Here is a 26,325-nt window from a genome sequence, read left to right on the forward strand (position 1 = left end):
CCAAGCTCTCGGCTCCGCTTGAGCAGGGGAGGCCCCAATCCGCCGCTGCGCCCGCGCTCCGCGCGAACGACGGGGGTTCAAAGACAGGCTCTCAGGGCTGGGCGGGCAGCGGTCTGCGGGCGAGGAGCTCGGCCAGGCCCTGACGGGTCGCGGCCAGCACGACGCGGTCCTCGGGGCGCAGTTCGTACTCCGGGTCGAGCTCCCACTCCAGGCCCGACGACAGACCGGGCCGCTGGCCGGACGCGCGCTCCAGGGCCACGACGCGCCAGGCGCCGGGCCGGAACACCGCGGCGATGGTGCGGCCCGTCAGCTGCGGCTGCAACGACACGTCGAGCACCGCGAAGAGCAGCACCGAGCGCTCGACGGGCAGCGCGCCCAGGATCTGCCGGCCCATCATCGCCCCGGCGAACGCGGGCGCGGCCAGCGCGGACACGCTGCGGCTCCGGGTGAGGGCACCGGGGTGCGCGGCGCGCAGGGTGCGGTAGACGGCGGTCGCGAACTCGTCGTCGTACAGCCGCAGCGCCACCCGCAGATCGGGCTTCACCGACCGTGCGTACAGGGCCGCTTCCAGGTTGATGGTGTCCGCGCTGGTCAGCGCGAGCAGGGCGTGCGCGCGGTGCACCTTGGCCGCCTCCAGGACACCCTCCTCCGTCACGTCCCCGATCACGGTCGGCACGCGCAGGCGCCGGGCCAGGGAGATGCCGCGCGCCTCCGGGTCGGCCTCCACGCACACCACCGGGATGTCCAGCTCGCGCAGCCGGGCGAGCACGCGCGTGCCGATCTTGCCGAGGCCCAGCAGGACGACGTGGCCGGAGAGGCCGCGCGGCGGGCGGCGCAGCGACGACGCGGTGCGGAACGTGCCGAGCGCCTCCAGGACGGCGGCGAACAGGATCGGCAGGAGCAGCAGCCCGACCAGCCCGGCGAGGAGCTGGAGGACCTGCCGGCTCATCGGCCCTTCCGTCGCCGGGTCGTTGATCGAGAAGAGGTCCAGGAGCGTCAGATACGTGGCGTGCAGCGGGGTGGTGTCCTCGGTGGTGACGATCGACGCGATGGCCATGCCGACGACGGCCGCCGCGAACCCGGCCACCGACCAGCGCAGCCGCCGCGAGAACAGCTCGCGCAGCGGCACGCCGCGCCCCGCGAGGAATCCGGGCGGCGGCGCGGAACCGGAGTACGAGACGGTCTCAAGGACCAGCGCGCCCCGCCCGGGAGCGGCGGCGACGGCGGCGTCGTCCGGCAGCAGCCGGGGCCCCGCGCCGACGCCCGCGTCGTCCGAACCCTCCGCGCCCGCCGGGTCGTTGGCGGTGGCCGAGAGCAGCGCGAGGGTGGCGAGGCCGCGCGGCGCCACCTCGCCGGGCGCCGGCGGGGTCCGCTCCACCGCGCGCAGCAGCAGCCCGTCGGCGTGCACGACCTTGCTGGTACCGGCGACGGCGGTGGCGGCGAGGGCCGGGGCCGCGGTGTCCGCGTCGGACAGGACGGTGACGCTGGCGTCGGTGGTGGCGAGCCCCGCCACGGCGGCCGCCTGGTCCAGCAACTCCTCCACGTGCTGCCCGAGCTTGCGGTTGTACAGCCGGATCACCAGGCGCAGCCGGGGGTTGAGCCTGCGGGCCGCGAGCGCCGTGCGGATGTTGGTCTCGTCGTCGTCGTGCATGAGCGCGAGCGCGGCGGCCTGCGGGATGCCGGCGTCGGCCAGGACGTCGTCGGTGAGGTCGGCGGCCTCCAGGGTCCGCGGCAGGCCGGCAGGGTCGCCGTTCTCGGCGTGGCCGTCCCCGTTTCCGTTCCCCGTGGTGCGCGAGACGGCGGCGGTGATACGCCCGATCAGCGCCGTCGTCCGGGCCCGCCCCGTCAGCCGGTTCGGCTCACCACGCCCCGCGGGCGGCACGACGAGAACGACCTGCTCGCCGTAGACACCGCGCAGTTCGGCGGCGAGCCGGTGGGCGAGGGCGTTGTCACCGCCGCACACGACCATGTGGCCGGGGAAGGGCAGCGGCGGGCGCTGTGGGGGAAACGAAGATGCGTGCGACACAGAAGGAAGAGTGCCTCACGTGGCCGGCCGGTTCCGCGGGCGGCTGGGGTAAGCAGTGACTGATGCGTCAGTCAGAAACGCAATTTCTCCTCAGGATCTCCTCAACTCGTGGTGGATTGGGGGAATGAGGTGACGGAGGCCCTGCGCCTGCGTTGTGTTCACCGCAATGCACGGGTAGGGTCGCCGACCATGCAGTACGACCCCGAGGTGGCGGACCGCGTCCGCAAGGTGATCGCCGATGCCGGCGTGACCCAGCGCGAATTCGCCCGCCGTATCGTCATGGACCCCTCCAAGCTCTCCCGCTCGCTGGGCGGCACCCGGCGCTTCACGGCCGCGGAGCTCGCCCGCATCGCCGATACCGGCGGGGTCGACGCGGGCTGGCTGCTCGGCGCCGCCCGGCCCCCGGAGCCCGCCGCCCGGCGTGAGCGCGCCGTGGCGCCCGAGGGCGGCCGTCCCCTGCAGATCGTCCGCGAGACCGTCCGCCTCATCGCGGAGCGCGGCTTCCACGCCGTACGCGTGCAGGACATCGCGGCGGCCTGCGACACCAGCACCGCCGCCATCCACTACCACTTCCCCGGCCGCGACGACCTCCTCGAAGCCGCCGTGCGCTGGTGCATGGACGAGGACACCGCGCGCAGGGCGGCCCGGGTCGCGGACGCCGCGGACACCGCCGACGAACTCCGCCAGCTCATCGAGCTGCAGATCCCCCGCACCCCGCAGCAGCGCTGGCAGTGGAGCGTCTGGCTCGACCTGTGGGCGGAGGCCGCCCGCTCCACCGCCGTGGGCCGCCTGCACGCCGACTACTACCGCCAGTGGCGCACCACCGTCGCCGACGTCATCCGCCGCGGCACCGCCGAAGGCGTCTTCCGCCCCGCCGACCCCGACGCCGCGGCGCTGCGCCTGACCGCCCTGATCGACGGCCTCGCCACCCAGGTCCTCGCCGCGGCCCCCGACGGACCCGGCACCGGCCCCGACGACATGCACGAGGCCCTCACCGCCTACGTCGACGCGACGCTGACCGCGCACTGACTCCTCGTACGACGCCCGGCTCCACCCCCCCCCATCCCCCAGGGAGAGTTCAGCATGCCCGTGAACGACAACGTCATCATCACCTGCGCCCTGACCGGCGCGGGCGACACCGTGCGCAAGAGCCCGCACGTGCCCGTCACGCCCGAGCAGATAGCCACCTCGGCGGTCGAGGCCGCCGAGGCGGGCGCCGCCGTCGTCCACATCCACGTCCGCGACCCCGAGAGCGGCGCCCCCTCCCGCGACCCGCGCCTGTACCGCGAGGTCGTCGAGCGCATCAAGGAGACCGGCACCGACGTCGTCATCAACCTGACCGCGGGCATGGGCGGCGACCTCGTCATCGACCCGGACGAGCCCCTCAACCACCTCCCCGGCACCGACCTCGTCAGCGGCCTCGACCGCCTCCCGCACGTCGAGGACCTGCTCCCCGACATCTGCACCCTGGACTGCGGCTCCCTCAACTTCGGCGACGGCAGCAACCTCTACGTCTCCACCCCCGACATGCTCCGGCAGGGCGCCAAGCGCATCCAGGAGCTCGGCGTCCGCCCCGAGCTGGAGATCTTCGACACCGGCCAGCTGTGGTTCGCCAAGCAGCTCCTCGCCGAAGGGCTGCTCGACGACCCCACCGTCTTCCAGCTCTGCATGGGCATCCCGTGGGGCGCCCCCGCCGACCCGGGCGTCCTCCAGTCCATGGTCAACATGCTGCCCGAAGGCGCCCAGTGGGCCAGCTTCGCGCTCGGCCGCATGCAGATGCCGTGGGTCGCCCAGTCCATCCTGCTCGGCGGGCAGGTCCGCGTCGGCCTGGAGGACAACCTCTACCTCGGCAAGGGCAACAAGGCGACGAACGCGCAGCTCGTGGAGCGTGCCGTGCAGATCACCGAGAGCTTGGGCTCTCGGGTCGCGTCCCCCGACGAGGCCCGGCAGAAGCTGGGGCTCAAGCCCCGCGCGTAGCGCTCCCCCCCCACCGGCAGCACGGATAGGACCCCCCTCATGACCACCACCCCTGAAGAAGTCCGCCGCGTCGCCTGCATAGGCGCCGGCGTGATCGGCGGCGGCTGGGTCGCCCACTTCCTGGCCCGCGGCTACGACGTCACCGCCTGGGACCCCGCGCCCGACGCCGAGCAGCGGCTGCGTCGTCTCGTCGAGGCCGCCTGGCCGGCGCTGACCCAGCTCGGCCTCGCCGAGGGCGCCTCGCGGGACCGCCTCACCGTCACCGCGACCCTCGAAGAGGCCGTCGCCGACGCCCAGTTCGTGCAGGAGAGCGCCCCCGAGAAGCTGGAGCTCAAGCGCGAGCTCCTCGCGCAGGTGGACGCCGCCGCCCCCGCCGGCGTCGTCATCGCCTCCTCCACCTCCGGCTACCCGATGACCGACATGCAGACCGAGGCCGCCACGCCGGGCCGCCTCGTCGTCGGGCACCCCTTCAACCCGCCGTACCTGATCCCCCTCGTCGAGGTCGTCGGCGGCGAGCGGACCGACGCCTCCGCCGTGGCCTGGGCGTCCCGGTTCTACGAGGTCGCGGGCAAATCCGTCATCACCATGAAGAGCGAGGTGCCCGGCTTCATCGCCAACCGCCTCCAGGAAGCCCTGTGGCGCGAGGCGCTGCACATGGTCGCCAACGGTGAGGCCACCGTCCGGGAGATCGACGACTCCATCACCGAAGGGCCAGGGCTGCGCTGGGCGTTCATGGGCCCCATGCTCACCTTCGCGCTCGCGGGCGGCGAGGGCGGCATGGCCCACATGCTCGACCACTTCGGCCCGTCCCTGAAGTCGCCGTGGACGCGCCTCGAAGCGCCCGAACTCGACAAGAAGCTGTACGACGCCGTGGTCGCAGGGTGCGACGAGGCGGCGAACGGCCGCACCATCGCGGACCTCGTCGCCGAGCGGGACCAGGGCGTCATCGACGTCCTGCGCGCCACGGGCCGGCTCCCCGGAGGCACCGAGTGACCGAGCCCCTGCCCCTGTTCCACCGGACGGTGCGCCCCGAGTGGATCGACTACAACGGCCACATGAGCGAGGCCTTCTACGTCCTCGTCTTCGGCTACGCCACCGACGCCATGATGATCGAGACGGGCCTGCACGCCGGCTACCGCGAGTCCACCGGCTGCTCCCTCTACACCGTCGAGGCCCACGTCCGGTACCTCGACGACGTCGCCGAGGGCTCCCACCTCACCCTCCGCACCCGCATACTGGGCGCGGACGCCAAGAAGGCCCGGTTCACGCACGAGATGTACGTGGTCGAGGCCGAGGGCGCGGAACCCGCCCCGGACGCCACCCCCGTGGCCACCACGGAGCTCCTCGCGCTCCACGTCGACCGGAACGCGGGCCGCGCGACCCCGTTCCCGGACGGGATCCGCGACCACCTCACGGCTCTGACGGAACCGGCCCCGGAGTGGGCGGGCCGCTCGATCGCCGGGGTGCCCCGGGTGGCTTAGGGGCGCGGGGAACTGCGCGATCAGCCACAACGAACCGGCAGATACAGAACTCACCGTTCGAGGGGCTTGTGAGCAGTTTCCGGAAGCCTCAGATAGACGGCCGACGAAGCAACACACAGCACGGCCACGTACACGGGAAACAACCCAGGAGACCCGATCTCCTTGAACAACGTGCCCATGTACGGGGCCGTGCCGCCGAACACCGCGACGGTCAGCGAGTACGGGAAGCCGATCCCGGCCGCCCGCACCCGCGCGGGGAAGACTTCGGCGTTCACGGCCGCCGAGATCGACGTGAAGCCGGTCAGGAGCACCATGCCCGCGCACTGCACGAGCAGCAGCGAACCGAACGACCCCGAGAGGGACTTGAGCAGCGGCACGCTCAGGGCGGCGAAGCCGACGCCGAAGAAGAGCAGCAGCGGCCTGCGCCCGACCCGGTCGGAGAGCAGCCCGCCCACCGGCTGGAGCACGGTGAAGAAGGCGAGGGACACCGTGCCCGCGAGGAGCGCCTGGCCCTTGCTGATGTCCGTGTTCAGCTCGGCGTACGTCGGCAGGTACGACGTCCAGGTGTAGTAGGCGAGGGTGCCGCCCGCCGTGATGCCGCAGATCAGCAGGGACTGGCGCGGATGGTGCCGCAGCGCGTCGAAGAGCCCCGGCCGGTCGCCCTCCTCGGCGGGCGCCCGGTGCGTCTCGTGCGCCCCTTGCCTGATCCAGAAGCCGACCAGGCTCAGCGCGGCCCCGACGAAGAAGGGCAGCCGCCAGCCCCAGCCGTCCATCTGCCCGTCGGAGAGCGTGGCGACGAGGAGGGCGGCGATGCCGGACGCCGCGAGCTGGCCGATGCTGGTGGAGACGTACTGGAAACTGGAGAAGAGTCCGCGCCGCCCCGGGCCCGCCGACTCGACGAGGAACGTCGTCGACGCCGCGAACTCCCCGCCCACGGAGAGTCCTTGGAGCAGCCGGGCCAGCACCAGCACGATCGGGGAGAGCACGCCCACGGCCGCGTAGGTCGGGGTCAGGCCGACCAGCAGACTGCTGCCGCCCATCAGCAGGATCGTGACGGTCAGCGCCGCCCGTCTGCCCTGCCGGTCGGCGACCGCTCCCATCAACAGCCCGCCGACGGGCCGCATGAAGAAGCCCACCGCGAAGACGGCGAACGTGGAGAGCAGCGGGACGAGGGAGTTGCCGGATCCCTTGGGGAAGACCTGGTCGGCGATGTACGTGGCGAGGAAGGTGTACGCGTACCAGTCGTACCACTCCACGGCGTTGCCGACCGACGCGGCGAGCAGCTGCCGTATCGGGCGCCGCTCGGCGGCGGGGGAGGGGACGGGACCGGTGGCGGCCACCTGCTGGTCGTGCTGTGTCATGATCACGACCTTCCCCTGCCCCGCGGCGCCCCACACGTCCTGTCCGGCAGACGGACGGGCCCGCGTCCGCAGGGCGAGCGCTCAGCCGGTCGTCGGCTTGTACGCGTACACCGCCGTCGTCACCAGGCACGGCACGGGCGGCACCACCTCGACGCGCAGGGTGCGGCGCGCGGCGTCGTAGTCGACGCCCTCCGTCTCGAACGTGCCGGAGCAGACGCTGCGCTGCGGCGCCGCGAAGAGGCTCGTGACGCGGCCTGTTACCGGCTGCCCGTCGAGGGGGCGCTCCAGATCGACCTGGAGGACCGGGCGGTCCACGGGGAACAGCTCCTTGGACGCGTCGTTGGAGGCGCACACCAGGCGCGTGGCGGAGGCGAAGTCGCAGCCCTGGATGTCACGCACCGGCTTGTCGAGCGTGATCTGCCCCGCCTGGGGGAGCGCGCCGCCGGCGGGCGGGGTCGAGGGGTTGAGGAGCGGGGCGGGGAACACCTGGAGGCGGTGCTGGTCGCCCCACTCGCCGGAGACCAGCCACCGCGCGTCGGGCGAGACGGCCGCGAAGGAGTTGTTGAGCTTCTCGCCCGCGTCGAGCCGGTGCTCGTACAGGTGGCGCTTCCCGTCCGGCGTCGTGACCGCGAACATCTTCGACCGCGCGCTGTCGCCGCCCTGGTAGGCGTCGAAGGTGTGGCCGTCCGCGATGTCCGGGTCGCCTATGTGCCCCCAGCCCTTGGCGCGCAGGTCGAGGGGTATCGAGCCGAGGCCGCGGTGGAGGAGCCCGCCGTCGGCGCGGCTCGCGAGGCCCTGGCTGCCGGTGAGGGAGTTGACGTACGACGTGCCGGTCTCCTGCCAGCCGCCGGGCGAGGCGGGCGCGGCCGAGGCGGCGCCGCCCGTCATCACCGCCAGGGCGACGGTGCCGAGCAGGGCGGTTGATGCCTTCCAAAGGGTCATCGGGGCGCTACCTCCGTGGGGGGTCGGAACGCTGCCGCGTCATCGTACGTAACGTGAGCACCGGTGATAACGGTCCGACAGAAGGCGGTTCAGACGTGAAGCTGGCAATTCTCGGCGGCGGCGGGTTCCGCGTGCCGCTCGTCTACGGGGCTCTCCTCGGCGACCGCGCCGAGGGCCGCGTCACCGACGTCGTGCTGCACGACCTCGACGCGGCCCGGCTCGACGCCATCGCCCGTGTCCTCGCCGACCAGGCCGCCGGTGTCCCGGACGCGCCCTCCGTGACCGCCACCACCGACCTCGACGAGGCGCTGCGCGGCGCCGACTTCGTGTTCTCCGCCATCCGCGTCGGCGGCCTGGAGGGGCGCGCCGCCGACGAACGCGTCGCCCTCGCCGAGGGAGTGCTCGGGCAGGAGACGGTCGGCGCGGGCGGCATCGCGTACGGACTGCGCACCGTGCCCGTCGCCGTCGACATCGCGCGCCGCGTCGCCCGGCTCGCCCCCGACGCCTGGGTCATCAACTTCACCAACCCCGCGGGCCTCGTCACCGAGGCCATGTCCCGCCACCTGGGCGACCGCGTCATCGGCATCTGCGACTCGCCCGTGGGCCTCGGCCGCAGGATCGCGCAGGTGCTCGGCGGCAACCCCGACGAGGCCTTCATCGACTACGTGGGCCTCAACCACCTGGGCTGGCTGCGCGGCCTGCACATCGGGGGCCACGACGAACTGCCGCGCCTGCTCGCCGAACCCGAACTCCTCGTCGCCTTCGAACAGGGCAGGCTGTTCGGCCCCGACTGGCTCCAGTCGCTCGGCATGATCCCCAACGAATACCTGCACTACTACTACTTCAACCGCGACACCGTGCGCGCCTACCAGAGGGCCGAGCGGACCCGCGGCGCCTTCCTCCACCACCAACAGGCGCGTTTCTACGCCGACATGCGCCACCCCGACACACACGCCCTCAAGGCCTGGAACGACACTCTCGCCGAGCGTGAGGCGGCGTACATGGCGGAGAACAGGGAAGCGGCGGGCGTCGGGGAGCGGGCCGAGGAGGACCTGGAGTCCGGCGGGTACGAGAAGGTCGCCCTCGCGCTGATGCGGGCCATCGCACGCGACGAGCGGTCGACGCTGATCCTCAACGTCCGCAACGGCACGACCCTCGCCGCGCTGGACGCGGACGCCGTGATCGAGGTGCCCTGCTCCGTCGACGCCAACGGCGCCCACCCCATGTCGGTGGCCCCGCTGCCCGGCCACGCCACCGGCCTGGTGTGCGCGGTCAAGGCCGTCGAGCGCGAGGTGCTCGAAGCGGCGGACAGCGGTTCGGCGGCCACCGCCGTCAAGGCGTTCGCGCTGCACCCGCTCGTCGACTCCGTGACCGTCGCGCGGCGCCTGGTGGACGGCTACCGGGGCGTGCACCCCGGGCTCGCGTACCTGAGGTGATCACACCCCGAGGTGATCGCACCCGCGGTGAGCCCACCTGAGATGATCACGACATGAGTCCCGTCGTCTCCATCGGTGCCGCCGCCCGCCGCCCCTGCACGCTCGTCGTGTGCCGGGGCTGCTGCTGCGGCGACCCGCGCAAGAACCCCGGCATCGACCACGCCTGGCAGCTGGAGCGGCTGCGCTCCGCGGCGGCGGCCTCGCGCGGCCGGTTCGCGGTGCGCACGAGCGACTGCCTCGGCCCGTGCGGCCAGGCCAACATCGTCGTGGTCCAGCCCTCCTCCGAGGGGCGCAGGCGGGGCGGCCGGGCGGCCTGGGTGGGTTTCGTCACGGACGACGAGTCGCTCGACGGGATAATCACCTGGGCCGCGGCGGGCGGCCCGGGCCTCGCCGCCCCCTCGGACACGCTCACCCTCCAGCTGGTGGACCCCCGCGCGAGCTAGGGCGTGTCTTTCGGCCGGAGGCCCGCGCCGGGCTGCGGTCAGCCGTCGAGGACCTGGTCCAGGAAACCGTTCAGGTTCTGTATGGTCCGCGCGTTCTGCTCCTCCGGCGTGAGGCTCTCCTCCAGGCGGCGGCGGGCCTGCGCGGTGGTCCTCTTGCCCCGTACGTAGAGGGAGCAGGCCAGGTCCGCGCAGACGTAAAGGCCGACGGAGTTGCCCTGGCGGCCCGCCGCGCCCGCCTTCGGGGCCACGAGCAGCGTGATGCCGGAGCCGGACTGCGGCGTCACGCAGACCGAGCAGATGCTGGACTTGAGCATGCTCCTGCGGGCCCCGGTGGAGGCGCGCAGGGCGATGCCCACGGGCCGGTCGTCACGCCACGTCACGACATAGCCGCGCTCGGGCGCCTTGGGGTCCCGCCAGCCGAGAAAGTCCAGGTCGGACCAGGGAGTGTCGGCGAAGTCCGCCGGGAGGGTGAGTCTGCGGGCCTCGCCCTTCGAACAGTTCACAAAGGACGCACGGATCTCGTTCTCACTTACGGACTTCATGATCCGCAAGGTACCAACGGGCCGAGGGGACCGTCCTGCCATTTTTGGGGCAGGCTGTCGACTGAGGCGTCGAGGATCTTTCGAGGGAGAGGTGACCGCGTGGTGCCGACCGGTGGGAACGGCGAGGATCTGCTCAAGGGCCTTTCGGTGGACGAGGCCCGTCCCGAACGCCCGGTGCTCCTCGACGAGCAGGGGCAGCCCCTGCGGACATGGCAGGAGAACTACCCGTACACGGAGAAGCTGGGCCGCCGGGCGTACGAGCGGCGCAAGCGGATCCTCCAGATCGAGCTGCTGAAACTGCAGAAGTCGGTGCGTGACCAGGGCAAGCGCATCGTGGTGCTGTGCGAGGGCCGTGACGCGGCGGGCAAGGGCGGCACGATCAAACGTTTCACCGAGCGCCTGAACCCGCGCGGCGCGCGGACCGTGGCGCTCGACAAGCCGAACGAGCACGAGGCGGGCCAGTGGTACTTCCAGCGGTACGTCGCCCAGCTGCCGACGGCCGGCGAGATCGTCTTCTTCGACCGGTCCTGGTACAACCGCGCCGGCGTCGAGCCGGTGATGGGGTTCTGTACGCCCGAACAGCACCGGCACTTCCTGGAACAGGCTCCGCTGTTCGAAAAGATGATCACCGATGACGGCATCATCCTCGTCAAGTTCTGGTTCTCCGTCTCCCGGGCCGAGCAGCGGACCCGGTTCGCGATCCGGCAGGTCGACCCGGTGCGCCAGTGGAAGCTGTCCTCCACCGACGTCGCCTCACTGGACCTGTGGGACGCCTACACGTACGCGAAGGTCGAGATGTTCCGGGCGACGGACACCGCGCACGCCCCCTGGACCGTCGTGAAGACCAACGACAAGCGGCGCGGCCGCCTCGAAGCCATGCGGCACCTGCTGCTGCGGGTCGACTACGAGGCCAAGGACACGGAGGCGGTGGGGAAGGCCGACCCGCTGATCATCGGCCCGGCCAACACCCTGCTGGAACCCGGGGAGGACGCCACGGACCTGTCGCCCAGCAAGCTCGCCCCCAACGACCGGGGCCCCGGCCGGCACCCCGACACCTGAGAGCCTGTGTCATGACCCCGTCGTCGGCTACCGCACCGGGCCCAGCTCGGCCAGCCCCTCGTACAGCGCGCCGACCAGGTGGATGCTGCGCAGGTCCTCGCCGGAGGTCCCGGCACCCATGCGGTTCATGGTGTACGCGTACGAGACGCCGTTCTCCGGGTCGGCGAAGGCGTAGGAACCGCCCGCGCCGCCGTGCCCGAACGCCCGCGGGTTGGGGCCCGCCTGCCCGAACTGGTTGAGCATGTAGCCGAGGCCCCACGGCCAGTTCTCGGCGAGCGGGGTGCCCGCCCGCAGCACCAGGTCCGGCTCGTCGCCCCCGCCCTGCCGGGTGCGCAGCCGCTCCACGGCGCCGGGGGAGAGGAGCCTGCCGCCCGCCAGCTCCGCGTACACGGCGGCGAGTCCCCGCGCGGTGGCGTGGCCGTTGACCGCGGGGATCTCCGCGCTGCGGTAGGCCGCGGCGTTCACGTCGCCGAGCGGCAGGTACTGCAGGGCGAGCGTGACCGGCGCCATCGGATGGTCCGTCAGACCGCCCACGGGGGGCTTCGGCGCATCGCCGAACACGGTGCGGGCCTGCTTCGGCGACACGCCGGACTCCGAAGGAGCCGGCGCCGGCTCCTCGGTGGCGCGGAGGGCCGGTGCCATGTCCGCGCACCGCCCGTGCTCGCTCTCCGGCGTGCCCACGTGGACGTCGGCGCCGAGCGGCCCGGTCACCTCGGCGCGCAGGAACGTCCCGAGCGAGACACCCGTGACGCGCCGCACCACCTCACCGACGAGGAAACCGAACGTCACCGCGTGATAGCCCTGGGCGGTGCCCGGCCGCCACCACGGCCGCGTCGCCGCCAGCGCGTCCGTCACCTTCTCCCAGTCGTACACCCCGCCCGGCGCCAGCGGCTCGCTCGGCGCGATGAGACCGGCGCGGTGGCTCAGCAGCCAGCGCACCGGGATGTCGGCCTTGCCCTCCCGCGCGAACTCGGGCCAGTACCGCGCGACCGGCGCGTCCAGGTCTAACTCGCCGCCGTCGACGAGCAGATGGGCGCAGAGGGCCGTCATCCCCTTGGTCGTGGAGTAGACGTTGACCAGCGTGTCCCGCTCCCAGGGGCGGGTGCCGGTGCGGTCCGCGTCGCCGCCCCACAGGTCGACGACGAGCTCGCCGCCGACGATGGCCGCGACGGACGCGCCGAGGTCGTCGCGCTCGGTGAAGTTCCGCTCGAATTCCGCCCGCACGCGCTCGAAACCGGGGGCGCAGGTGCCATGGACGCGCAGAGTCATGGGCTCATGGTTGCCTACGGCACCTATCGCCGCAAGAGGGCCGGAGGTGTGCACGACGCGTGAAGAAATGCCTGCGCCGAATGTGCTGTTTTCCGCCTCAATGCCCGGCGCTTGTGTCCTGCCCGCCGGAGGTTGGACTTCTCTTCACACAGCCGTCACAGGCTCTTCCGTATCGCTTGCTCCCCTTGGCACACTTCACCCCGCTCACGTCCCCCACAAAACACGAGGTCGGAACATTCATGCCTGAACTCAATCGGCGCCGCTTCATGCAGCTGGCCGGCGGCACCGCGACGTTCGCCATGCTCAACCAGAGCATCGCCCGCGCCGCGTCCCTGCCGGCCGCCCGCGCCACCGGCACCATCAAGGACGTCGAGCACGTCGTCGTACTGATGCAGGAGAACCGGTCCTTCGACCACTACTTCGGGACGATGAAGGGCGTACGCGGCTTCGGCGATCCGCGCCCGGTGACCCTGCCCAGCGGCAAGCCGGTCTGGCACCAGCGGGGCGGCGGCAAGGAGGTGCTGCCCTTCCACCCGGACGCCGAGAACCTCGGCATGCAGTTCATCGCGGGCCTCGACCACGACTGGGCGGGCGGCCACAAGGCGTTCAACAACGGCGCGTACGACCAGTGGATCCCCGCGAAGTCCGAGCGGACGATGGCCTACCTGGAGCGGAACGACATCCCGTTCCACTACGCCCTCGCCGACGCGTTCACGGTCTGCGACGACTACCACTGCTCGTTCATCGGGGCCACCGACCCCAACCGCTACTACATGCTCACGGGCCACGTCGGCAACGACGGCAAGGGCGGCGGCCCGGTCCTCGGCAACCAGGAGCTCGGCTACGACTGGACGACGTACGCGGAGCGCCTGGAGCAGGCGGGCGTGAGCTGGAAGGTCTACCAGGACATCGGCGACGGCCTGAACGCGGCGGGTCACTGGGGCTGGATCGACGACGCCTACCGCGGCAACTACGGCGACAACTCGCTCCTCTACTTCAACAAGTACCGCAACGCCAAGCCGGGCGACCCGCTGTACGACAAGGCCCGCACCGGCACCAACGCCAAGGCGGGCGACGGCTACTTCGACATCCTCACGGCCGACGTGAAGGCGGACAGGCTCCCGCAGGTCTCCTACATCGCCTGCCCGGAGGCCTTCACCGAGCACCCCAACTGGCCCGTGAACTACGGCGCCTGGTACATCGCGCAGGTCCTGGACGCGCTCACCTCCAACCCCGCGGTGTGGGCGAAGACGGCCCTGTTCATCACCTACGACGAGAACGACGGCTACTTCGACCACATCGTCCCGCCGTACGTGCCCAAGGACGCCAACCAGGGCAAGTCCACCGTCGACACCACGCTCGACTACTTCCCCGGCAACGCCTCCTACGCGGCCGGGCACTACGGCCTCGGCCAGCGCGTCCCGATGATCGTCGTCTCGCCGTGGAGCACCGGCGGTTTCGTGAACTCCGAGGTCTTCGACCACACCTCGATCATCCGGTTCATGGAGAAGCGCTTCGGCGTCAAGGAGCCCAACATCTCGCCGTGGCGCCGCGCGATCTGCGGCGACCTGACCTCCGCCTTCGACTTCAGCGGCAAGGACACCGACCCGGCGGAGCTCCCCGACACCGCCGCCTACGAGCCGCCGGACAACAAGCGCCACCCCGACTACGTGCCGAAGGCGCCCGCGAACCCGGCGCTGCCCAAGCAGGAGCGCGGCTCCCGGCCCGCCCGCGCGCTGCCGTACGCCCCGCTGGTGGACGGCGCCGCGGACCCCGTCGCCGGTAAGTTCACGCTCACGTTCAGCGGCGGCGCCAAGGCCGGCGTCTGCTTCCACGTCCGCTCCGCGAACCGCACCGACGGCCCCTGGACGTACACGACGGAGGCCGGCAAGTCCGTCTCCGACACCTGGAACTCGAAGTACTCCAAGGACGCCTACGACCTCTCCGTCTTCGGCCCCAACGGCTTCCTGCGCACCTTCAAGGGCCCCGGCAAGAAGGCGGGCCCCGAGGTCGTCGCCCGCCACGACGGCACGACGGGCAACATCAAGCTGACCCTGAAGAACGCGGGCAGCGCCGACGTGAACCTGACGGTGACCAACGCCTACGGCGGCACGGGCCAGACCTTCAAGGTCAAACCCGGCACCTCCGTGGAGCACACCGTCGACCTGCGCGCGAGCAAGCGCTGGTACGACCTGACGGTGAAGTCCGACACCGACACCGGCTTCCTGCGACGCCTCGCGGGCCACGTGGAGACCGGCGCGGCGGGCGTGAGCGACCCGGCGATCATCACGGCCTGACGGGGGGGAGGAGGTCTTTTCCATCTGCCGACCGAGCGGCGCGTCCAGAACCCCGGACGTCACGCGGGTCACCACGGCGCCGCGCGCGACCCTCGGCCACTTCGCGGCGGCCGAGGGCGATGTGGGGAACTGCGCGACCAGCTACGACGTGCCCGCAGGTGCGGGCGAGGCGCCGGATGAGTCGGAGGTCACACCCGTGCGAAGTGACTGGCGGACGGCCCGTGCCCGGGGGGTAGGGTCTCCCGGGTGACAACGCATTCGAACACTCCTGCAGGCTGGTACCCGGACCCGCACGGCGCGGCCCAGCTGCTCCGTTGGTGGGACGGCGCCCAGTGGACGGACCACACCAACCCGGCCCCGCAGGGCCAGGTTCCGCAGCAGGCGCAGCAGCCCGCTCAGGCCCAGCAGCCCGCGCAGGGTCAGTTCGGCCAGCCCCAGGCACAGGCTCAGCCCCAGGCGCAGGCGCCGCAGGGCCAGTTCGGCCAGCCGCAGGCGCACCCGCAGGCTCCGCCGACGGCCGACCCGGGCAAGGTGCAGCGCCAGGTGCAGAAGCAGGCCGGTGTCGCGCCGTCCGCGCAGGGCGGCGGCACGCTGTTCACGGAGCCCGTCCTGGTCGTGAACCAGAAGGCCAAGCTCATCGAGCTGACGAACGAGTACAGCGTCATGGACCAGGCGGGCAACACGCTCGGCTCGGTCGTCCAGGTCGGCCAGAGCGCGCTGAAGAAGGTCGCGCGCTTCGTGGCCAGCGTCGACCAGTTCATGACGCACAAGCTGGAGATCCGCGACGCGTACGGCCAGCCGCAGATGATGCTGACCCGCCCCCGCAAGTTCATGAAGTCGCGGGTGATCGTCGAGCGCCCGGACGGCCAGCAGGTCGGCGAGATCGTCCAGCAGAACATGATCGGCAAGATCAACTTCGCGATGATGGTGAACGGCCAGCAGGTCGGCGCGATCAAGGCGGAGAACTGGCGCGCCTGGAACTTCTCGATCGTCGACCACGCCGACAACGAGGTCGCCCGGATCACGAAGACCTGGGAAGGCCTCGCCAAGACGATGTTCACGACCGCGGACAACTACGTCCTGCAGATCCACTACCAGCTGCCCGAGCCGCTCCTGAGCCTCGTCGTGGCGACGGCCCTCACGGTCGACACGGCCCTGAAGCAGGACGCCCGCGGCTTCGGATAGCCGAACACAGAGCCCCATGAGGGGCCCCGAGTGGGGTGCGTCCGACCGAGCGACGGCTTCCCCAGGGGCGCGGGGAACTGCGCGCTCAGCCACATCCGGCCCGCAGTCCCCAAGCGACATCGCCTGCCCGCCCCGGGTGGGCAGGGGGCGCCCCAGCGTCCGACCGAGCGACGGCTTCCCCAGGGGCGCGGGGAACTGCGCGACCAGCCACATCCGACCCGCAGACCCACACGACGGCGTCGGCCGCACCCCCCCGGAGGGACAGGGTGCCGCCGACGCCGTCGGTGTAAGGGAGACGCGGGGTCAGGACCGCGAGAGCCGCAGCCCCGCACGCTCCACCGGCTGAGCCGGGATCGAGGGCAGCGGCTCCGGTACGGGCTCGCCCGCCACGTCGCGCGGTGACCGCGTGAGCACCACCACCCCGTACGCCGCCACCGCCGCGCCCGCCACGGCGACGAGGATCCCGCCGGCCCCGCCCTGGAGGCGCTCGCCGAGCAGGGCGACGCCGATGACCGAGGCCGCCACGGGGTTGGCGAGGGTCACCACGGCGAGGGGTGCGCCGAGGCCGCCGCGGTAGGCGGTCTGCGAGAGCAGCAGCCCGCCCGCGGCGAACGCCGCGACCAGCAGGGCCACGATGACCACCTGCGGGCTGAGCAGCGGGCCCGACCGGTCCGTGACGGCGACCGTCACGGTCTGGGTGAGCGCCGAGGCGACCCCGGAGGCGAAGCCGGACGCGGTCGCGTGCCGCAGTCCGGGCCGCGTGCCGGGCCGGGAGAGGACCCCGATGACCGCCATGGTCGCGGCGGCCACGACCAGCGCCTCCGGCACGGTCAGCGTGTCGTCCGGCGCCGGTCCCGACGCGGTCAGGAGCAGCGTGCCCAGGCCGATGAGCGTGAGCCCGGTGCCGCGCCACTCCAGGCGCGTGACCCGGCGGCCCGCGAGCCGCGCGCCCAGCGGCACGGCGGCGACCAGGGTGAGGGCGCCGAGCGGCTGGACCAGGGTGAGCGGGCCGTACTTCAGGGCCGCCACGTGCAGGAGCGCGGCGGACGCGTTGAGTCCGACGGAGGACCACCAGGTGCCGTTGCCGAGCATCCGCAGGGCCCCGCTCTCGCCCTCGCGGACGCGCGAGGCGAGCCGCTCCTGGGCGACCGCCGCGGCGGCGTAGGCGGCCGCCGAGACGAGGGAGAGCGCGACGGCGAGGAGTGTGGCGTTCATCGGCCGGCCCCTGTGGTGATCAGTTCCCGTACGGGCGCCGAGCGGCGCACGACCAGTGAGGGCCCCGGGCGCTGCAGCCGGATCACCGCGAGCGCGATGCCTAGCAGCGCGGTCGCTGCGAACGCGTCGAGCCAGTAGTGGTTGGCGGTGCCGACGACCACGAGCAGCGTCACCAGCGGGTGCAGCAGCCACAGCCAGCGCCACCGCGACGAGGTGGCGGCGATCAGCCCGACGGCGAGCATCAGCGCCCAGCCGAAGTGCAGCGAGGGCATGGCCGCGAACTGGTTCGCCATGGTGTCGGTCGCGGGCTTGGCGGCGTACACCGACGGCCCGTAGACCTGCGCCGTGTCGACGAGGTGCGCGGCGTCCAGCATCCGCGGCGGCGCGAGCGGGAAGCCGAGGTGCAGCACGAGCGCGGCCGCGGTCAGCGCGGCGAGCACCCGCCGCGTCCACACGTAGTGCCGGGGGCGGCGCCAGTACAGCCAGACCAGGAACAGCAGCGTCGCCGGGAAGTGCACGGTCGCGTAGTACGTGTTCGCGACGTGGATCAGCGTGTCGCTGCTGAGCAGGGCGTCCTGCACGGTGCCCTCGCCGGGCAGGTGCAGCGAGCGCTCGGCGTCCCAGACGCGGTGCGCGTTGTGGAAGGCCTCGCCGGTGTGACCGTTGGCGAGCTGCCTGCCGAATTTGTAGACGAGGAAAAGTCCTACGACGAGGAGGAGCTCGCGGACGAGGGGCGGTCGGGCAGATGTGTCCGGCTTCCGGACGGCGGTCGCGCCCGGCTCCCGGACGGATATGTCCGGCTCCCGTTCGGCAGGCTCGGTTCGGGATTCCATCCCCCGGCCCCTTTGCGTGATGACTGGGTAGTGCGGTCTGAGCGGAGGATCGCCCCACTCATCGATACGCCAGTGTACCGATACGGAGGCGTACCGGTACACTCGCGTTTCGAAAGGTGTCGATCGGGCCGATCGGCCGCCGTACCGAGGAGAAGAGCCATGACGTCGACGTCGAGCCGCTCGAAGATCACGCCGGAGCGTGAGCAGGAGTTCTACGACGCCGTCCTCGACCAGCTCCGCGAGTGCGGCTACGAGGCGCTGACCATGGAAGGCGTGGCCGCCCGCACCCGGTGCAGCAAGTCCACGCTCTACCGTCAGTGGAAGACCAAGCCCCAGTTCGTGGCCGCCGCGCTGCGCGCCAACCGCTGCGTGCGGTTCGCCGGCATCGACACCGGCAGCCTCGCCGGGGACCTGCGGGAGGCCGCCCGGGCCGCGGGCGAGCAGTCGGGGCGCGACACCATGCTGGTCCAGGCGCTCAGCCACGCGGTCCTGCAGGACGAGGACCTGCAGCGGGTGCTGCGCGAGACGCTGGTCGAGCCGGAGCTCAGGGCCATGGCGGCGATCATCGAGCGCGGGGTCGAGCGCGGCGAGATCGCCGCGGGACACCCGGCGGTGGAGTTCCTCTCCGTGCAGCTGTTCGGCGTGCTGCGGGCCAGGCCGATCCTGGAGGGCGCGTACGCCGACGAGGAGTACGTGACCCGCTTCGTGGAGGCGTGCGTGCTCCCCGCACTGGGCCTCACCTAGATCGTGGGCCCGGGTCTGTCGGATGACGCGCCCCGGGCCCGCCCGCGCCGCACCGTGGGGACGGGGGCGGCGCGCACCCCCGGGCCGGACGGGGTTCCTCCTGAGCGGCGAGGATCCCCGTCCGGCCCCGTTGTCGGCTGCCGCTACACGTCCTGGCCGGCCCCGCCGGCGCCCTCGCCGACCGGGCCCGCCTTGATCCCCTTGGCGATCTTGTCCATGTACGAGGGTGAGGGGGCCTTGTCGTTGACGTCGATGCCCATGCGGACGACGACGAGCTTCGACTTGTCGGCGGGGGACGGGAAGACGAGCGACTCGACGTAGCCGTCGTCGCTCTTCTGCGTCACGGCCTTCCAGCGGACGTGGTAGCCCTTCTGGCCCGCCACGGTGATCGACTCGGAGGCCAGCACCTTGTGCGAGGTGATCTTGCCGTAGGTCTTGCCGCCGTATCCGTCCTTCGCGTTCTTCTTGATGTCCTCCTTGGCGGCCGCCTCGGGCGTCTTGCCGTCGAGGTCCAGCTCCTCGGCCGACTGGGAGTACGCGCTGCCGCGGGTGCACTGTTCTTCCGCATTCCCGGGGCAGGGGATCGGGTCCGTCTGTACCCCGGCGCCGTACTGCGTGGCGCCGCCCTTCCAGCCGTCCGGCACGGGAATCTTGATGCCGTTCACCACATCGCTCGCGAAGCCCGCCTCCTGTCCCGGAGGCTGCCCCTCGGGCGCGCCCGGCGACCGCGGCGCCCGGGGTGACTCCGTCGGGTCCGGCGCTCCCGGCTCCCGCGGGGCGTCGGCCGACGGCTCCCTGCCCACGGTGTCGGCGCCGTCCCCGCCGTCGTCCGAGGTCAGGGCGTACACGCCGCCGCCTATCCCGGCGAGCACGACGAGCACCACGCCGGCGGCTATCGCCGCGCGCAGGGTGCGGCGCGGGGCGGGGGCCTGTCCGGGGTACGCCGGATAGGCCGGTTGAGTCGGGTACGCCGCGGTACCGGCGGCGGCCCGCACCTGGTCCGTCCACACGTTCCCGTCCCACCAGCGCTCGGTGGGAGGACCGCCGGCGGTCTGGCCGGGGTCGGGGTACCAGCCTGGGGGAGTCATCTGGGTCATGGCCGCCAGCGTATGAGCACAGCGTGAAAGGCGGATGAGAGGGGGCCTCCATAAATTGGCCCTTTCCACCGGCCCCGCACTTTTCTACCGGCCCCCGCTCCCATGGCCGTTGACCACGAGCCGCTCCGGCCCCCGGGCCCCCGCCGCCCCCCGGGGCCACGGCATGCCCCGGCGCCCCGGCGTGATCGAACCCAGCACGCTCGCGTGCCGCGCCCCTGTGCTCGCGGGGACGGTGCCGGGGAGGCCGTGCAGGGTCAGGAAGCCGAGGACGGCGAAGGCATACGCCTCCTTCGCCGCGGCGGGCAGGCCGAGCTCGTCGGAGGTGCGCACCGGGATCCCGTCGCCCAACTCCGCCCGCACCGCGGCCATCAGCGCCGGATTGCGCGTCCCGCCGCCGGAGACGACGGCCTCGGAGGCGCGTACGGAGCGGACGGCGTCGGCGACCGTGCGGGCGGTGAGACGGGTGAGCGTGGCGACGACGTCCTCGGCGGGCAGCTCCTCGTACCCCTCCAACGCCTCGCGCAGATACGGCAGATGGAAGAGCTCCTTGCCCGTCGTCTTCGGCGCTGGAAGGGCATAGTAGGGCTCGGCCAGGAGCCGGGCGAGGAGCCCTTCGTCGACCGTGCCGCGGGCGGCCAGTTCGCCGTCCAGGTCGTAGGCGAGACGACCGCCCGTCGCCTCGCACACGGCGGCGTCGATCAGCGCGTTGGCCGGGCCGGTGTCGAAGGCGGTGCCGTCGGCCGCGGTGATGTTGGCGATGCCGCCGAGGTTCAGCGCGGCCGGACTGCCCGGCCTGCCGCGCAGCCACATCCGGTCCACCAGGCTGACCAGGGGCGCCCCTTGGCCGCCCGCCGCGATGTCCCGGGGGCGGAAGTCGGCGACCACCGGCAGGCCGGTCGCCTCGGCGATCCACGCGGGCTGCCCGAGCTGCAGCGTGCCGTGCACCCGCCCGTCCGCCACCCAGTGGTAGACGGTCTGCCCGTGCGAGGCGACCAACTCGGCCCGCCCGTCGCACAGCTCACGGTCCGCCTCGACCGCGGCGGCCGCGAAGGCCCGCCCGATGCCGGTGTCCAGGCGGCACACCTCGGCGAGCGTGGTGGCGGCGGGCGGCAGCGCGGCCGCGAGCCGGGAGCGCAGCCCTTCTTCGTAGCCACGGCTGATCAGCCCGAGGGGGGTGAGCGTCAGACGGTCGCCGTCGAGGGTCAGATCGGCGGCTGCCGCGTCGATCGCGTCGTACGAGGTCCCTGACATCAGCCCGATCACGCGCACGTGGGGCCTCCTTCTCGGTCGGCTCACCAATGTGCTTGATCATCGCATCCCGGGGGCCGCGGGCGGCTCGTGTTCCGGAAAGCGGCACCCGGTGCAGCCGCGGACCCCCTCACTCCCGGGCGTCGAGGACCCGCCCCCGACACACCCCCGGATCCCCCCAGGCGCTCCGCAGCGCCCGCGCCTTGGTGAGCCACAGGGAGAGGTCGAACTCCGCCGTGTACCCGATCGCCCCGTGCAGCTGGAGCGCGGCACGGGCCGCGCCGTACGCGGCCTCGCCCGCCGTCACCTTGGCGGCGGCCACATCCGCCGGCGCCATGGTCGTCGCGGCGCCGAACACCAGCGGCCGCGCGAACTCCAGGCGCAGCAGCACGTCCGCGAGCCGGTGCTTGACGGCCTGGAACGTCCCGATCGGCGCCCCGAACTGGGCGCGCTGCTTCACGTACGCCACGGTCCTGTCGAGCAGCGCGACGCCGACGCCGAGGGACTGCGCCGCCGTGGCGAGCGCCGCCCAGTCGCCCGCCCGCCGCGCCGCCGCCGTCACGGCGGGGCCCGAGGCGAGCAGTTCCCCGCCGGGCAGCGGCGCGGCGAGGCGCCGCGCGGGGTCCAGGGAGCGGCGCACGCGCGCGTGCCCGGGGGCCAGCCGCAGGTCGCCGTCCGTCACGGCGAGGAGCAGGTCCGCCGCGTCGGCGTCCAGGGCGTGCGGGCCGCCGTCCGGCAGCGTCAGCGTCGCGCTCGCCGCCCCCGAGGCCAGGGAGGGCAGGAAGCGCTTGGCCGGTCCCCGCTCGCCCTCCTCGGCCAGGTGCGCCAGGAGCACGGCCGCCGCCACCGTCTCGACGGTCGGCCCCGGCACGGCGTGCCGCCCCAGCTCCACGAAGGCGACGGCCGTCTCCACGGACAGCGGCCCCACGCCCTCGTACTCCACGGGCACCGGCAGCGCGAAGACCCCCGCGTCCGCGAGCCTCGTCCACACCGCCCGCCCCCGTGCGTGGTCACCGAGGCTCCACGCGCGCGTGGCCGCCACCGTGTCGGCTGCCGTCAGCATCGCGTCCAGGGAGCGGGCGAACTCCCGCTGCCCTGTGTCGAGGAGGAACCTCATCAGCGGCGTCCCTTCGGCAGACCGAGCAGGCGCTCGGCGATGATGTCGCGCTGGATCTCGTTCGTCCCCGCGTAGATGGGGCCGGCGAGTGCGAAGACGTAGCCCTCGGCCCAGTCGGAGCCGTCCGGTGGGGCGCCGTCGGTCAGCTCGCCGTCCGGGCCGAGCAGGTCGAGCGCCGTCTCGTGCAGCGCGATGTCGTACTCCGACCAGAAGACCTTGTTGAGACTGGACTCGGCGCCGAGCGTCTCGCCGGCCGTGCACCGCGAGGCGTTGGCCCAGGTGAACAACTCATAGGCGCGCGCCCCGACGACGGCGTCGGCGACGCGGTCGCGCAGCGCTGTGTCGGCCGGGTCCGCGCGCTCCCGCCACTGCCGGGCCAGCCGGTCCGCGGCGGCGAGGAAGCGGCCGGGGGAGCGCAGCGTCAGACCGCGCTCGTCGCCCGTGGCGGACATGGCGATCCGCCAGCCCTGGCCCGGCTCGCCGATCACGTCCTCGTCCGGCACGAAGACGTCGTCCAGGAAGAGCTCGGCGAAGGCGGGCTTGCCGTCCAGGCGCCCAAGGGGACGGACCGTCACCCCGTCCGCGTCGAGCGGGAACATCAGATACGTCAGGCCCCGGTGCGGCTTGTCCTCGCGGCCCTCGGGCGGCCCGCTGCGGAACAGGCCGAACGCGCGGTCGGCGAACGCGGCCCGCGACGACCACGTCTTCTGCCCGCTGATCAGCCAACCGCCGTCCGTGCGGCGGGCGGTGGAGCGCAGCGACGCGAGGTCGGAGCCCGACTCCGGCTCCGACCAGGCCTGCGCCCAGATCACCTCGCCGGTCGCCGTGGGCGGCAGCAGCCGCGCGCGCTGCTCCTCGGTGCCGAAGTCGAAGAGGGTGGGCGCGAGGAGGCTGATGCCGTTCTGCGAGACGCGGCCCGGGGCGCCCGCCGCGTAGTACTCCTCCTCGAACACCAGCCACTTGACGATGTCGACGCCCTGCCCGCCGTACTCCTCGGGCCAGGACACCACCGACCAGCGGTCGGCGGCGAGCGTGCGCTCCCACTCCCGGTGGGCCGCGAAACCTTCCTCGGTCTCCAGCGAGGGCAGGGGCACGGCGGGCACATGCGCGGCGAGCCAGGCGCGCGCCCGCTGCCTGAACTCCTCTTCCCCTGCGGTGAAGTCGAGGTCCATCGGTGGCCCACCCCTCGGTATTCCCTAACAAGTGTTTGGTAGATTACCTTGAGGGGAGTCAAGGAGTCGAGAGCCGGGACTCAGGCCTGATCCGGAATCGGGGACCTCAATGAACGTGCCCGCCGCACCCGTCTACGAGCCCGCGCACGACCTGCTCGCGGGCCGCACCGCCGTGATCACGGCGGCCGCCGGAGCCGGTATCGGCGGCGCCACCGCACGCCGCTTCCTGGAGGAGGGCGCGCGCGTCGTCATAGGAGACGCCCACCCGCGCCGCACCAAGGAGACGGTGGCGTCGCTCGCCGAGGAGTTCGGCGCCGACCGGGTCGACGGCATCCCGTGCGACGTCACCGACGACGGGCAGATCCAGGCGCTGTTCGACCTGGCGGAGCGGCGCCACGACCACCTCGACATCGTCGTGAACAACGCCGGACTCGGCGGGACCGCCGAGCTCACGGAGATGACCGACGAGCAGTGGGACAAGGTCATCGACGTCACGCTGAACGGCACCTTCCGCTCCACCCGGGCCGCCCTGCGCCGCCTGCGCGCCGCCGGCCGGGGCGGCGTGCTCGTGAACAACGCCTCCGTGCTCGGCTGGCGCGCCCAGGTGGGACAGGCGCACTACGCAGCGGCGAAGGCGGGCGTCATGGCCCTCACCCGGTGCGCCGCCCTCGAAGCCGCCCCCCACGGCATCCGGGTCAACGCGGTCGCGCCGAGCCTCGCCCTCCACCCCCACCTCGCGAAGGTCACCTCGCCCGAGCTCCTCGAAGAGCTCACCGCACGCGAGGCGTTCGGACGGCACGCGGAGCCCTGGGAGATAGCCAACGTCATCGTCTTCCTGGCCGGCGGCTACTCCTCGTACATGACGGGGGAGACGGTCTCGGTCAGCAGCCAGCACGCGTAGGCGGAGAATGACGGTGTGCCGAATCAGAGACAGGGTGCCGGTGAAAAGCCCGCCACCAAGAAGAAGCCCCAGGTGAGCCCCTCGCCCGAGCGCCGCCGCGAACTCCTCGGCATCGCCGCCGACGTCTTCGCGGAGCAGGGGTACAACGCGACGACGGTCCGCAAGATCGCCGACTCCGCGGGCATGCTCGCCGGCAGCCTCTACTACCACTTCGACTCCAAGGAGTCGATGCTCGAAGAGATCCTCCGCACCTTCCTCACCGAACTGTGGGACGGGTACGACACCGTCCTCCAGGCCCAGCTCGACCCCCGGGCGACACTCGAAGCCCTCGTCACCGAGTCCTTCCGCGAGATCGACCGGCACCGCGCCGCCGTCGCCATCTACCAGAAGGAGGCCAGACACCTGGTCGCACAGGAGCGCTTCCAGTACCTGTCGGACTCGCAGCAGCGCTTCGAGAAGGCCTGGCTGACGACGCTGGAGCGAGGCGTCGCGGAAGGCGTCTTCCGCGCCGACCTGGACGTCCGGCTCGCCTACCGCTTCGTGCGCGACACCGTCTGGGTCGCCGCGTCCTGGTACCGCCCCGGCGGCGGCCACAGCCCCGAGGAGATCGCCCGCCAGTACCTGTCGATGGTCCTGGACGGCATCTCCGTACGTATGTGAGCGGCGCGTCGTCACACGGCGCCCCCCGACCGAGGAGTACGCAGTCATGGCCGAGGCCTACATCGTCGAAGCGGTCCGCACCCCCGTCGGCAGGCGCAAGGGAGGACTCTCCGGGGTCCACCCGGCCGACCTGGGCGCCCACGTCCTCAAGGCGCTCGTCGAACGCACCGGCATCGACCCCGCCGCCGTCGAGGACGTCGTCTTCGGCTGCCTGGACACGGTGGGACCCCAGGCCGGCGACATCGCCCGCACCAGCTGGCTCGCGGCCGGACTCCCCGAAGAGGTGCCCGGCGTGACGATCGACCGGCAGTGCGGCTCCTCCCAGCAGGCCCTCCACTTCGCGGCCCAGGGCGTCCTCTCCGGCACCCAGGACCTCGTCGTCGCGGGCGGCACCCAGAACATGTCGATGATCCCCATCGCGTTCGCCTCCCGGCAGGCCGCCGAACCCCTCGGCCTCACCGAAGGCCCGTACGCGGGCAGCGAGGGCTGGCGCGCCCGCTACGGAAACCGGCCCGTGAACCAGTTCCACGGCGCCCAGCTGATCGCCGAGAAGTGGGACATATCCCGCCGCGACATGGAGGAGTTCGCGCTCCGCTCGCACCGGCGGGCGGTGCGCGCCATCGACGAGGGCCGCTTCGACCGCGAACTCGTCCCCTATGGAGACGTCACCACCGACGAGGGCCCCCGGCGCGACACGACCCTGGAGAAGATGGCGGCCCTCAAGCCCGTCCTCGACGACGGCACGATCACCGCCGCCTGCTCCTCACAGGTGTCCGACGGCGCCGCCGCACTGCTCATCGCGAGCGAACGGGCCGTACGGGAACACGGGCTGACGCCCCGCGCCCGCGTCCACCACCTCTCCGTGCGCGGCGAGGACCCCATCCGGATGCTCTCCGCGCCCATCCCCGCCACCGCGCACGCCCTCAAGAAGACCGGCATGGGCATCGCCGACATCGACCTCGTCGAGATCAACGAAGCGTTCGCGCCCGTCGTCCTCGCCTGGCTGAAGGAGACCGGCGCCGACCCCGAGAAGGTCAACGTCAACGGCGGCGCGATCGCACTCGGCCACCCCCTGGGCGCGACCGGCGTCAAGCTGATGACGACCCTCCTGCACGAACTGGAGCGCACCGGCGGCCGGTTCGGCCTCCAGACGATGTGCGAGGGCGGCGGCCAGGCCAACGTGACCGTCGTCGAACGCCTCTGACGGCCCACGGGTGTACACCGGCCGTCCCCGGGACGCCCTCTTCCTCACCCCTTGCGGGGAGTACCTGCCCCGACCGCGCTCCACAGCGGCCCCGACCCGGCTAGTCTCGACTTCTG

24 protein-coding genes are annotated in these 26,325 nt (G+C 72.5%); 13 read left to right on the top strand and 11 right to left on the bottom strand.

Features of this window, described 5'->3' with window-relative positions:
• Positions 1 to 91: 91 nt before the first annotated feature.
• Positions 92 to 1,969, bottom strand: coding sequence for an NAD-binding protein (locus tag AB0H82_RS21430; RefSeq protein ID WP_362995168.1), 1,878 nt, complete (start codon positions 1,967 to 1,969; stop codon positions 92 to 94).
• Between the two features lie 246 nt (positions 1,970 to 2,215).
• Here AB0H82_RS21430 and AB0H82_RS21435 point away from each other — a divergent pair, with 246 nt between their 5' ends.
• Genes AB0H82_RS21435 through AB0H82_RS21450 form a run of 4 tightly spaced genes read left to right on the top strand, consistent with a single transcriptional unit; the run spans position 2,216 to position 5,484 of the window.
• Entirely contained in the window at positions 2,216 to 3,055 is an 840-nt protein-coding gene (locus AB0H82_RS21435; RefSeq protein WP_362994965.1) for a TetR/AcrR family transcriptional regulator, read from the top strand.
• 54 nt (positions 3,056 to 3,109) lie between these two features.
• On the top strand, positions 3,110 to 4,003 hold the full coding sequence (locus AB0H82_RS21440) for a 3-keto-5-aminohexanoate cleavage protein (RefSeq protein ID WP_362994967.1): 894 nt from the start codon (positions 3,110 to 3,112) through the stop codon (positions 4,001 to 4,003).
• 39 nt (positions 4,004 to 4,042) lie between these two features.
• Positions 4,043 to 4,996 (top strand): 3-hydroxyacyl-CoA dehydrogenase NAD-binding domain-containing protein, encoded by a 954-nt coding sequence (locus AB0H82_RS21445; RefSeq protein ID WP_362994969.1) that lies wholly within the window; start codon positions 4,043 to 4,045, stop codon positions 4,994 to 4,996.
• The gene (locus AB0H82_RS21450; protein ID WP_362994971.1) at positions 4,993 to 5,484 is read left to right on the top strand and encodes a thioesterase family protein; all 492 of its coding nucleotides are present in this window, start codon (positions 4,993 to 4,995) and stop codon (positions 5,482 to 5,484) included. The genes AB0H82_RS21445 and AB0H82_RS21450 overlap by 4 nt, the downstream gene beginning before the upstream one ends.
• Before the next feature lie 50 nt (positions 5,485 to 5,534).
• Here the strand turns inward: AB0H82_RS21450 and AB0H82_RS21455 are convergent, their stop codons facing one another.
• Both AB0H82_RS21455 and AB0H82_RS21460 read right to left on the bottom strand, forming a co-directional pair.
• Complete coding sequence (locus AB0H82_RS21455; protein ID WP_362994973.1) at positions 5,535 to 6,845, bottom strand: MFS transporter; 1,311 nt, start codon at positions 6,843 to 6,845, stop codon at positions 5,535 to 5,537.
• Between the two features lie 81 nt (positions 6,846 to 6,926).
• On the bottom strand, positions 6,927 to 7,733 hold the full coding sequence (locus tag AB0H82_RS21460; protein ID WP_362995170.1) for a hypothetical protein: 807 nt from the start codon (positions 7,731 to 7,733) through the stop codon (positions 6,927 to 6,929).
• Positions 7,734 to 7,882: 149 nt separating this feature from the next.
• Between AB0H82_RS21460 and AB0H82_RS21465 the strand changes: the two genes are divergently transcribed.
• Together AB0H82_RS21465 and AB0H82_RS21470 are read left to right on the top strand one after the other, a co-directional pair.
• Positions 7,883 to 9,223, top strand: a complete 1,341-nt coding sequence (locus AB0H82_RS21465) for a 6-phospho-beta-glucosidase (RefSeq protein WP_362994975.1) — start codon at positions 7,883 to 7,885, stop codon at positions 9,221 to 9,223.
• A 53-nt stretch (positions 9,224 to 9,276) separates the two neighbouring features.
• Positions 9,277 to 9,666, top strand: a complete 390-nt coding sequence (locus AB0H82_RS21470) for a (2Fe-2S) ferredoxin domain-containing protein (RefSeq protein WP_362994977.1) — start codon at positions 9,277 to 9,279, stop codon at positions 9,664 to 9,666.
• A gap of 38 nt (positions 9,667 to 9,704) precedes the next feature.
• Here the strand turns inward: AB0H82_RS21470 and AB0H82_RS21475 are convergent, their stop codons facing one another.
• Entirely contained in the window at positions 9,705 to 10,208 is a 504-nt protein-coding gene (locus AB0H82_RS21475; protein WP_362994979.1) for an FBP domain-containing protein, read from the bottom strand.
• A gap of 99 nt (positions 10,209 to 10,307) precedes the next feature.
• Here AB0H82_RS21475 and ppk2 point away from each other — a divergent pair, with 99 nt between their 5' ends.
• Positions 10,308 to 11,267, top strand: coding sequence for a polyphosphate kinase 2 (gene ppk2 / locus AB0H82_RS21480; RefSeq protein ID WP_362994981.1), 960 nt, complete (start codon positions 10,308 to 10,310; stop codon positions 11,265 to 11,267).
• A 27-nt stretch (positions 11,268 to 11,294) separates the two neighbouring features.
• Here ppk2 and AB0H82_RS21485 read toward each other — a convergent pair whose 3' ends face one another.
• On the bottom strand, positions 11,295 to 12,536 hold the full coding sequence (locus AB0H82_RS21485; protein ID WP_362994983.1) for a serine hydrolase domain-containing protein: 1,242 nt from the start codon (positions 12,534 to 12,536) through the stop codon (positions 11,295 to 11,297).
• A 239-nt stretch (positions 12,537 to 12,775) separates the two neighbouring features.
• Here AB0H82_RS21485 and AB0H82_RS21490 point away from each other — a divergent pair, with 239 nt between their 5' ends.
• On the top strand, positions 12,776 to 14,833 hold the full coding sequence (locus AB0H82_RS21490) for a phosphocholine-specific phospholipase C (RefSeq protein ID WP_362994985.1): 2,058 nt from the start codon (positions 12,776 to 12,778) through the stop codon (positions 14,831 to 14,833).
• A 246-nt stretch (positions 14,834 to 15,079) separates the two neighbouring features.
• Complete coding sequence (locus AB0H82_RS21495) at positions 15,080 to 16,018, top strand: phospholipid scramblase-related protein (RefSeq protein ID WP_362994987.1); 939 nt, start codon at positions 15,080 to 15,082, stop codon at positions 16,016 to 16,018.
• A 303-nt stretch (positions 16,019 to 16,321) separates the two neighbouring features.
• On the opposite strand, the gene AB0H82_RS21500 is transcribed toward AB0H82_RS21495, so the two are convergent.
• Together AB0H82_RS21500 and AB0H82_RS21505 are read right to left on the bottom strand one after the other, a co-directional pair.
• Positions 16,322 to 17,233: a DMT family transporter gene (locus AB0H82_RS21500; protein ID WP_362994989.1), complete on the bottom strand. Its 912-nt coding sequence runs from the start codon at positions 17,231 to 17,233 to the stop codon at positions 16,322 to 16,324.
• Positions 17,230 to 18,066: a phosphatase PAP2 family protein gene (locus tag AB0H82_RS21505; protein WP_362994991.1), complete on the bottom strand. Its 837-nt coding sequence runs from the start codon at positions 18,064 to 18,066 to the stop codon at positions 17,230 to 17,232. Before AB0H82_RS21505 ends, AB0H82_RS21500 begins: the two co-directional genes overlap by 4 nt.
• A 159-nt stretch (positions 18,067 to 18,225) precedes the next feature.
• On the opposite strand from AB0H82_RS21505, the gene AB0H82_RS21510 reads away from it, so the two are divergent.
• Complete coding sequence (locus AB0H82_RS21510) at positions 18,226 to 18,810, top strand: TetR/AcrR family transcriptional regulator (protein WP_362994993.1); 585 nt, start codon at positions 18,226 to 18,228, stop codon at positions 18,808 to 18,810.
• 143 nt (positions 18,811 to 18,953) lie between these two features.
• Here the strand turns inward: AB0H82_RS21510 and AB0H82_RS21515 are convergent, their stop codons facing one another.
• From AB0H82_RS21515 to AB0H82_RS21530, 4 genes are all read right to left on the bottom strand, one after another.
• A complete protein-coding gene (locus AB0H82_RS21515; RefSeq protein WP_362994995.1) occupies positions 18,954 to 19,907 on the bottom strand; it encodes a DUF2510 domain-containing protein in 954 nt (317 codons plus the stop codon).
• Between the two features lie 84 nt (positions 19,908 to 19,991).
• On the bottom strand, positions 19,992 to 21,176 hold the full coding sequence (locus tag AB0H82_RS21520; RefSeq protein WP_362994997.1) for an anhydro-N-acetylmuramic acid kinase: 1,185 nt from the start codon (positions 21,174 to 21,176) through the stop codon (positions 19,992 to 19,994).
• 109 nt (positions 21,177 to 21,285) lie between these two features.
• On the bottom strand, positions 21,286 to 22,272 hold the full coding sequence (locus tag AB0H82_RS21525) for an acyl-CoA dehydrogenase family protein (protein WP_362994999.1): 987 nt from the start codon (positions 22,270 to 22,272) through the stop codon (positions 21,286 to 21,288).
• Entirely contained in the window at positions 22,272 to 23,444 is a 1,173-nt protein-coding gene (locus AB0H82_RS21530; RefSeq protein ID WP_362995001.1) for an acyl-CoA dehydrogenase family protein, read from the bottom strand. The genes AB0H82_RS21525 and AB0H82_RS21530 overlap by 1 nt, the downstream gene beginning before the upstream one ends.
• 109 nt (positions 23,445 to 23,553) lie before the next feature.
• On the opposite strand from AB0H82_RS21530, the gene AB0H82_RS21535 reads away from it, so the two are divergent.
• Genes AB0H82_RS21535 through AB0H82_RS21545 form a run of 3 tightly spaced genes read left to right on the top strand, consistent with a single transcriptional unit; the run spans position 23,554 to position 26,209 of the window.
• Positions 23,554 to 24,345, top strand: coding sequence for an SDR family oxidoreductase (locus AB0H82_RS21535; protein WP_362995003.1), 792 nt, complete (start codon positions 23,554 to 23,556; stop codon positions 24,343 to 24,345).
• Positions 24,346 to 24,360: 15 nt separating this feature from the next.
• A complete protein-coding gene (locus AB0H82_RS21540) occupies positions 24,361 to 25,005 on the top strand; it encodes a TetR/AcrR family transcriptional regulator (protein WP_362995005.1) in 645 nt (214 codons plus the stop codon).
• 46 nt (positions 25,006 to 25,051) lie between these two features.
• Positions 25,052 to 26,209: an acetyl-CoA C-acetyltransferase gene (locus AB0H82_RS21545; RefSeq protein WP_362995007.1), complete on the top strand. Its 1,158-nt coding sequence runs from the start codon at positions 25,052 to 25,054 to the stop codon at positions 26,207 to 26,209.
• Positions 26,210 to 26,325 lie beyond the last annotated feature (116 nt).

Source organism: Streptomyces sp. NPDC050732, from assembly GCF_040654255.1.
Classification (GTDB): Bacteria; Actinomycetota; Actinomycetes; order Streptomycetales; family Streptomycetaceae; genus Streptomyces.